The following is a 5,870-nucleotide window of genomic DNA, read 5'->3' on the forward strand; positions in this document are numbered from 1 at the left end:
CGCCGCTCACGGCCAAGGGCCGCTTTTCGCTGGCGCGCGTCATGCTCGCGCGCGGCGACCGCGCCAATGCCGAGCGCCTGGTGCGCGAGGCCTGGCACGACGATCCGATGTCTGAGGAGACGGAGAATACCGCGCTCGACCAGTTCGGCGCGCTGTTGACCCCGGGCGACCACAAGGCGCGGATGGATACGCTGCTCTATGGCAGCGAACATGCAGCCGCGCTGCGCGCGGCCAAGCGCCTCGGCTCGGGCTATATCGCGCTGGCAAAGGCGCGCATTGCCGCCTACGAAAAGGCCCCCAACCTGCGGCCGCTGCTCGAGCTCGTTCCGCCGGAGTTGCACGGCGATCCCGGCTACACCTTCGCAAAAATCCAGCTGCTGCGGCGTGAGGAGAAGTTCGTCGAGGCGGCGCAGCTCATGCTGTCAGCGCCGAAGGACCCTGGCCGCCTGAAGAATCTCGATGAATGGTGGATCGAGCGTCGCCTGCTGGCGCGCAAGATGATCGACGTCGGCGAGGTCAGGAACGCCTATCTGATCGCGCGCGACGCGGCGCTGCCGACCCGCGACATCTACAAGACCGAGCAGGAGTTCACCGCCGGCTGGATCGCGCTGCGCTTTCTGAACGATCCGGCAATCGCCGCGCAGCATTTCGCCCGAATCGGGGTGGGTAGCGTCAATCCGACCACGCTGGCGCGCGCCGGCTACTGGCAGGGGCGCGCGGCGGAAGCGGCCGGCCGCAGCCAGGAGGCGCGCGCCGCCTACGCTGCGGCATCGGAGCAATCGACCAGTTATTATGGTCAGCTTGCGCGCGCCAAGCTCGGGCTGCCGCAGATCGAACTCAGCCAACCGCCGCGCGGCCGCGGCGCCGAACGGCTGGAGATCGTTCGCGCCACCCAGCTGCTCTACGACCTCGACGAAGGTGAGCTCGCAATTCCGATTTTCGCCGACGCCGGCGACAACGGCGATCCCGATGCGCTGGCCGGACTTGCGGAGATCGCCGGCCGGCACGACGACGCGCGCGCGATGCTGCTGGTCGGCAAGGCCGCGCTCAACCGTGGCTTGCCGTTCGATTTCTACGCCTATCCGGTGAACGGGATTCCGGCATTCAAGTCGATCGGCCCGGACGTTGAGAAGAGCGTGATCTACGCGATCGCGCGCCAGGAGAGCGCGTTCAATCCTGCGGTGGTCTCGCCCGCGCAGGCCTACGGGCTGATGCAGGTGACGCCGGAGGCCGGCCGCTATGTCTGCAAGCGCGCCGGCGTCGCCTTCGACATCGCACGCATGAAGACCGACCCGGTCTACAACACAGCGCTCGGCGCGGCCGAGCTCGGCGGGTTGATCGAGGATTTCCGCGGCTCATACATCATGACCTTTGCCGCCTACAATGCCGGCCGCGGCTCCTTGAAGAAATGGATCGATCGCTACGGCGATCCCAGGGATTCCAAGGTCGATGCGGTCGACTGGGTCGAGTTGATTCCGTTCTCCGAGACGCGCAACTATGTGCAGCGGGTGATGGAGAATCTGCAGGTCTATCGCGCCCGCTTCAGCGGCGCGAGAGGGCTGCAGATCGAGGCCGACCTGCGCCGCGGCGCCAGCGTGGAATAGGCTTGCCGAATTTCAGCCGAGCCAGCTCAGTCGAGACAGCTGTTCACCCGCTTGCGGGGAGAGGTCGCGGCGCTCTTCGCGCGGCGGGCGGCAAGTCCGCGCGCTGTCGCGGCTGAACGCCGGGCAATTCACGCCGGATTGATCGAACGGAAACGGCGGAACGAGCGCCGCATTCTTCAGGGGCTATCTCGCCAGGAGCCTGCCAAGTCGAGAGGGACGCCATGCTGAAATGCACGATTTCCAGCACCGCGACGGCGCTGGCGCTTGCGATTACGGCATCGGCGCCGACGGCTGCGCAAGAGGTCGTCTCTGAACCCGGCAATTGCGCGTTCTTCTATCCGTATGGCAATTGCCAGAACAAAGGGCCGGGCAATCCCGACACCGACCCCTATTTCCGTCGCACGCTGGCTGTGAGCCGGGCGCACTGGTCAATGGGGCAGCCGTCAGCGCTGCCGCGAAGCGCGCACGGTATTACCACTCCGAGGCGCTGAAACGCTGGGAGTAACGGGCTGCGCTCGGCCCAGCGTGAATCCTCAAGAGCAAAAGCAGCGATCTTCGCAGCACTGCGCCCGATCGCATTCCGACAAAGAAAAACCCCGGCAGTTGCCTGCCGGGGTTCTTTGTCGAAGCAATCAGATGACCAGGGTCAGAAGTTGCGCTGAGCGCGGAACAGAGCGCTGACTCGGCCCTGATCCTTCAGCTCATACACAGCGCCCGGCTTGGCGAAGGCGGGAAGGCCACCCGCGCTGGTGATCGTGCCCGAGTATTGCTGGTCGATCATGGTGTAGTTGACGTCAACCGTGAACGCCAAGTTCTTGACCGGGGTCCACACGGTGGTGCCACCGATGGTCCAGACGTTGAAGTTCGGGCTGCAGTTGCCGGTCAGAGCAAGGCTCGCCCGGGCGAACGCGCAGATCGTAGCCACGGCGTTGCCGCCGTACCTCAGCTGGCCATACGACCCGTAGATCGACGAGGCCCAGTTCGGGCTCCAGTTGTGAGTGAAGCCACCATTGAAGCCCCAGGTCTTGACCGACTCCTGTCCACTGCCGGTGGTGAAAGTCGTATCGGCGATACCGTACAAAGACAAGGCCTGGTAGGCAATGCTGCTGCCACCAAACAGTGCGCCTTGCCGCGGGAACAGGAACTGGAAGTTGTAGGCCGACGCACCGTCCGTATAGACGGCGGTCATGTTGATGGTATCGCCGGGACCGGTCGGGATGTTCTTGATCGACAAGGCACCCTGAACCGCGAAGCCCCACTTGTCATCCGGGTGACCGGTGATTTCGGTCGGGCCGTAGTAGGCGACGTGGTTGTCATGCGCAGCCACCGCGATCTGGGCAAGACCCCAGGCCTGGTCGACGCGGATCTGACCGAGCACGTCGGGAGCACGCGTACCGCCGAATTGGCTGGTGCCATAACCACCACCGAACAGGCCGGCAGCCGAGATGTTCGACAGGTTGGTGACGTTGGTGGTGTCCTTCTCCACCGGATCCTCCAACGAGATCGACCCGGTCACGCCGTTGCCGAAGCTCGCGGTGTAGGTCAGCTGGTTCTGGCCGGTGACGTGGTTGCTGGCACCCGTCAAGGTATCAGGACCGCCCGCCGGATAGCTCTGCCAGGGCGCATCGAAGATCGAGTACGCGCGGCCGATGGTGAAGCCGGCGAACTGGATGAATGCCTGGTAGATGCCGGGCGAGGTGGTGCCCAGACCGTTCTGCAGGGGATTAGTGCCGAACGTCGTCGAGCCGTTCGCGGTCGCCCCGGGATTCGGGTTAGCGGTCACGTCAGGTGTGGTCCAGCTGGTCAGGATGGTCGCGAAGGTGCGAACCACACCGTACTCGGTTGCGGTGCGCGTATCCCAGTCCATGCTGAAACGGGCACGGGTGGTGAAGTAGTTGCTCAGGCGATTCTGCGCGCCCGTGCTGCCGTTGCCGAGGAAGCCGTAGTCGTTGTTGGTGTTCCAAGCCACGTCAGCGCGCAGGTAGCCGCCGAGCTTGATGCAGGTGTCAGTGCCAGGAATGTAGAAGAATCCGGCACCGTAGAGGGAGCAGACCTTCACGTATTCGACCGCCTTGGCCTTAACGGGAAGATCAGCCGCCTGTGCCCCGCCCATGGCGAGCAAACCCGCCGCTGAGCCAAGCACGAGGCTCTTGATCATCTTCATGGTAAACCTCCAAGTTGCTCTGTCAGGGAAGGTTCCGGATCCGTTGGGTGAGACACCCTGAGGTTGGTTCCCTTGTCCCCGTGGCCCGCACTTAAGTCTCATCGCGCCTTCGGACACACCCGCTGAACGCGAGGGACGTAAGCGACACGACTTGAACACGGGACGACTTCGGGATGCCCCCCTCCGTCGCACGAACACAATTACCGAACGACCCTGCACAAGCAACAAAGGAACCGCTCGGACCCCCTTGCCGGAACGCGTTTTTAGGCAGGTGTTGCACAAACAACACGTAAGCGTGATATGGATTTTTCACGCAAATGCCTGTTTTTGCTTGACGTTTCCTTTTGGTTCCAAATTCGCATCGCTGCAGTGCAGCTTGAGCGCAGAAGCGATTGTCCCCACGACACTGCGCCTCGCGCTGACGAGGAAAGAGAATCGAATCGCCCGTGCAACGGCCGCCAACCAAGGCGAGTCCGAGGAAAGACGGTGGCAGCGTCGACCTGAGCGGGTACACGCATGAAGCGTGCCGTTCGCCTGACCCGCATCGTTCCGATCGCGGCGGTTCCATCATCATGGAGCGGCTCGCCCGCCCCGCGAAAGGCGCCACCCATTATTCCAGTGTCATTCTAATTTAGTGCGTGCGCCGGCGCGGGAGCTATCGAAGACGTCCACGGCGCGAACATCTGCTTGCGACTTGCCCTTGCGTCGGGCATATCGGCGCTGCCGGAGACGTGGCCGAGTGGCTGAAGGCGGCGGTTTGCTAAACCGTTATAGGGTTGTAAAGCCCTATCGAGGGTTCGAATCCCTCCGTCTCCGCCAGCGCTCCGGCCGCCTTTATGGATTCGATGATGCGCGGGCCGCGCATCACTTGGTCATGCCTGTGTCGCAACCGCTTGGCCCATCGGCTTCACGCGGAACGGCGGCTCGCTCGCTTCGGCCGGCGCACGGCCCTGACCTTGCCGCTGTCGCCGCCGCCGCAGAAAAACTCATCGCCCTTGGCCTCGAGCCCGGACACGCCGACGCCCGGCGGCATGTTGAGCTGCTCCAGCGTCTCGCCGGTCTGCGGATCAATCCGCCTCACATCGCTTTCGTCGCCTTCCCAGGTGCCGTGCCAGAGTTCTCCATCGATCCAGGTCACCCCGGTGACGAAGCGGGTAGACTGAATGGTCCGCAGCACCTTGCCCGTCTCCGGATCGACCTGATGGATCTTGCGTTCGCGATATTCGCCGACCCAGAGCGATCCTTCGGCCCATGCGAGCCCCGAAACACCGCCGCTTCCGGGCCCCGGGATCGTGGCCAGCACGCGGCCCGTTGTCGGATCGATCTTCTGGATGCGGTCCTCGGCGATCTGAAACAGATGCTGGCCGTCGAAGGCGGTGCCCGCATGAGACGCCACCTCGATCGCGCGCAGCATCTCACCGCTCGCCGGATCGAGTGCGTTCAGCTTGTCGCCGGAGGCGAACCAGACGTGCTGACCATCATGGGTGACCCCGTTGACGCGCTCGACCCCTGGGAAGGGGCCATATTCACGGACGATCTCGGCTGCTGACTTTTTCATCTTGCGATCCTTGTTCATGCGGCAATGCCGCAGAGGTTAGTCAGCCGGCAGCGGCGCCGGGAGTAACAAGGTCGTCGTGAAACCGCCGACCGGCGGGGTCATCCAGCGCCGGGCGCGGCCCTGACCGAGCGACTGCACCCTGCCCGCGCCGGCAAGCTCGTCGAGCGAACGCTGCACCGTGCGCTGGCTGGCATCGAGCGCAAGCGCCAGCGCCGAGCTCGACCACTGCTCGCCGTCGGCGAGCAGTGCGAGCACCGCCGAATGCGCGTCCTCGACGGGCTGTGCCAGCACCACGACCTCGCTGCTGCCGCGCGGCACCAGCAAAAATCCTTGCTCGGTCGCATTGACTCCGGCGAGCGCCTTGAGCGCGCCGCGCAGCCGCCCGACCTCGACGCGGAGCCGCGCGCGATGCGATTCGTCCGCTTGCTTGCCGCGGAAGGCGCGCGCGATCAGTTTTTCGCGCGGCACGTCGCTCGGCCAGGCCTCGCCGAGCGCCCGCGCCAGCGTGAACAGCACCGGACGGGTTGCAAGCGAGACCACGCTT

4 protein-coding genes, 1 tRNA gene and 1 pseudogene are annotated in these 5,870 nt (G+C 64.5%); 3 read left to right on the top strand and 3 right to left on the bottom strand.

Annotation, left to right across the window (positions count from 1 at the left end; all coding sequences use genetic code 11):
- Positions 1-1,604: lytic transglycosylase domain-containing protein (locus JOZ76_RS26970; RefSeq protein WP_291703832.1), on the top strand; the 1,604-nt coding region annotated here is incomplete at its 5' end.
- Positions 1,605-1,825: 221 nt separating this feature from the next.
- Positions 1,826-2,095 carry a hypothetical protein gene (locus tag JOZ76_RS26975; RefSeq protein ID WP_291703834.1) on the top strand — a complete coding sequence of 90 codons (270 nt, stop codon included), beginning with the start codon at positions 1,826-1,828 and terminating at the stop codon, positions 2,093-2,095.
- Positions 2,096-2,250: 155 nt separating this feature from the next.
- Here JOZ76_RS26975 and JOZ76_RS26980 read toward each other — a convergent pair whose 3' ends face one another.
- A complete protein-coding gene (locus JOZ76_RS26980; protein ID WP_291703836.1) occupies positions 2,251-3,768 on the bottom strand; it encodes a porin in 1,518 nt (505 codons plus the stop codon).
- Positions 3,769-4,493: 725 nt separating this feature from the next.
- Here JOZ76_RS26980 and JOZ76_RS26985 point away from each other — a divergent pair.
- Positions 4,494-4,587, top strand: a tRNA-Ser gene (locus tag JOZ76_RS26985).
- Positions 4,588-4,675: 88 nt separating this feature from the next.
- Here the strand turns inward: JOZ76_RS26985 and JOZ76_RS26990 are convergent.
- Together JOZ76_RS26990 and JOZ76_RS26995 are read right to left on the bottom strand one after the other, a co-directional pair.
- Complete coding sequence (locus JOZ76_RS26990; protein ID WP_291703838.1) at positions 4,676-5,326, bottom strand: PQQ-binding-like beta-propeller repeat protein; 651 nt, start codon at positions 5,324-5,326, stop codon at positions 4,676-4,678.
- A gap of 36 nt (positions 5,327-5,362) precedes the next feature.
- Positions 5,363-5,870 (bottom strand): annotated as a pseudogene (locus tag JOZ76_RS26995) (helix-turn-helix domain-containing protein); the annotation flags it as partial.

Origin of the sequence: Bradyrhizobium sp. (assembly GCF_019244115.1) — a bacterium.
Classification (GTDB): domain Bacteria; phylum Pseudomonadota; class Alphaproteobacteria; order Rhizobiales; family Xanthobacteraceae; genus Bradyrhizobium.

Coding starts and splice junctions, on each gene's coding strand:
- JOZ76_RS26975 (WP_291703834.1), top strand. CDS start 1,826: ATGCTGAAATGCACGATTTCCAGCACCGCGACGGCGCTGGCGCTTGCG.
- JOZ76_RS26980 (WP_291703836.1), bottom strand. CDS start 3,768: ATGAAGATGATCAAGAGCCTCGTGCTTGGCTCAGCGGCGGGTTTGCTC.
- JOZ76_RS26990 (WP_291703838.1), bottom strand. CDS start 5,326: ATGAAAAAGTCAGCAGCCGAGATCGTCCGTGAATATGGCCCCTTCCCA.